Origin of the sequence: Lentilactobacillus kosonis (genome assembly GCF_003864335.1) — a bacterium.
Classification (GTDB): domain Bacteria; phylum Bacillota; class Bacilli; order Lactobacillales; family Lactobacillaceae; genus Lentilactobacillus; species Lentilactobacillus kosonis.
Genome location: NZ_BEXA01000016.1, coordinates 1 through 1,937 on the forward strand (window position 1 = coordinate 1; position 1,937 = coordinate 1,937).

The 1,937-nt window shown below is 42.5% G+C and carries 3 protein-coding genes; all 3 read left to right on the plus strand.

All coding sequences use genetic code 11. From position 1 onward, the window contains the following. Positions 1-173: 173 nt before the first annotated feature. The 3 genes from NBRC111893_RS10495 to NBRC111893_RS10500 are packed head-to-tail and all read left to right on the plus strand — an operon-like array spanning position 174 to position 1,680. Positions 174-527 (plus strand): MobC family plasmid mobilization relaxosome protein, encoded by a 354-nt coding sequence (locus NBRC111893_RS10495; RefSeq protein WP_191984853.1) that lies wholly within the window; start codon positions 174-176, stop codon positions 525-527. Continuing rightward, positions 509-910 carry a relaxase/mobilization nuclease domain-containing protein gene (locus NBRC111893_RS12325; protein ID WP_439957186.1) on the plus strand — a complete coding sequence of 134 codons (402 nt, stop codon included), beginning with the start codon at positions 509-511 and terminating at the stop codon, positions 908-910. The genes NBRC111893_RS10495 and NBRC111893_RS12325 overlap by 19 nt, the downstream gene beginning before the upstream one ends. Then, the gene (locus NBRC111893_RS10500; protein ID WP_439957187.1) at positions 874-1,680 is read left to right on the plus strand and encodes a relaxase family protein; all 807 of its coding nucleotides are present in this window, start codon (positions 874-876) and stop codon (positions 1,678-1,680) included. The genes NBRC111893_RS12325 and NBRC111893_RS10500 overlap by 37 nt, the downstream gene beginning before the upstream one ends. Positions 1,681-1,937: the final 257 nt, after the last annotated feature.

Genomic DNA, 1,937 nt, shown 5'->3' on the forward strand with positions numbered 1-1,937 from the left:
AAGCACCACATCAGACACGTAAGTGGCTAGCATGTGGGTTGCTTGCCAAACCCCGTGAATTGGTTTCCAAACCCCGTGAATTGGTTTATTATGTGAGTAGAAACCCTTAGGTTTTTACAAGCTTAATCAATCAATTCACTTGCCTGAAAGGCAAAACAAAGGGGGTGGGACTTGTGAGCGAACAACACAATATGGCTAGCTCTCTATCCGATAAACAACCCAATCGGAAAGACAGTCGGCAAATCAATTTTAGAGTGAGCGAGCAGGACTATTTAAAGCTTTCGCAGTCAGCGAAAACTTTAAATATGTCCGTGCCTGCTTTTGTCAAAAAGAAGGCACAAGGGGCACGGATCGTTGCCCCCTTGATTGGCGCAGAAGAAGCCCAAGCATTAACCCGTCAATTAGCAAAAATTGGGGGTAATCTCAATCAATTAGCCAAACACGCCAATCAAGGGGGTAATGTTCCTGCCCAAGAATTGCAGGAACTGCAAAGTGAGGTGGCACACATATGGCAACAACTCACATAAAAAGGTCTACCAGCGCGTCACGCCTTGTCAATTACGCCGAAAAACGAGCGGTCTTAAAAGACGGACTAAACCTTGATGTTGACTACGCAAAAAGTCAATTCAAACAAGTCCGTGAAGTGTATGGCAATCAAGGCAAGACGCAGGCGTATGCTAGCCGTATCTCGTTTAGTCCCAAAGAATTTGACCCGACAAACGAAGATGACCAACAAAAAGCGCTCGATATTGCCAAAGAAGTGTATCAAAAAACCTACCCTAATCAGCAAGTCGCTTTATACGAACATGCCGACACGGACGCTTTACACATTCATGCCGTCATTGGAGCAATCGACTTAGAAACAGGGAAAAAATGCACGGTAACTGGCAAGAATACCGCGAAAAATTAGTCCATAATACCGATGAAATCATACAAAAACATGGGCTTGAAGTTACGAAAGTTGACCCTGAACGCTATGAAAAACGTTCTATGGCAGAAATTAAAATGCATGATCGTGGGCAACCCACATGGAAAGACCAAATCAGACAAGCCGTTGATAGCACGATGTCTAATCCCCTTATTCGCGATTTTCAGACGTTTAGAGACGATTTAAAGCAAAAGGCGATAGATGTATGGGAACGAGGAAAAGACCTTACCTATCAGCTCACAGGCACGAATTATAAAGCACGTGGTAACAAACTCGGCACAGCTTACGAAAAGGGGGCAATTTACAATGAGTTGGAAAGACGTACCAGAGACCAAAGATACAACCAAACAGATACCAGAAACCCAGATACAAACAGATTTAACAGCGCTCAATCAGACCCTGAAAGAAATCAGGAACTATCAGGGCACACAAATTCAACTACAAAGCAAACAACAAATCGAACTGACCGAACAGCTGACACAAATCGACCAAGCCAGCCAAAAGGTCAATCAAGCCTTTCAAGAGACCTTGAACAATTTAGAGAACAGCAAAGAAACCAGCAGAGAACGATTAGTCGCTCTGCTCAAAGACGCTCAAAATCAGTTCAACGAACAAACAAAGACGGTCAATCGCAAAACAATCGACGAATTGCAACAGATAAACAGCGTCCAACAGGACAACAACAACACGTTGAAAGCCCTAAACGACAGCCTAAACCAGACCGTTCAAGGGACTATGGACCAAGTCGCTAATCGGTTATCTACTGAAATTAATCAAACTCATAAAAAAATGAGCTGGTTTGAAATAAAAAATTATTTGTATGCTGTTGTACCAACAGGTTTGCTCTCAGGGCTCGTATTTTGGCTTCTGACGCATTTCTTTGCTTAACAGGTGTATTTATATTAAATTATCTTTAAAATGGCTTAGAACGCAAAATATTGATGAATTAGCTAGGTGTCGACGCACTATTTAACTGTCTGTCAACGGTAAATCGAATTAAAGGGGCTTT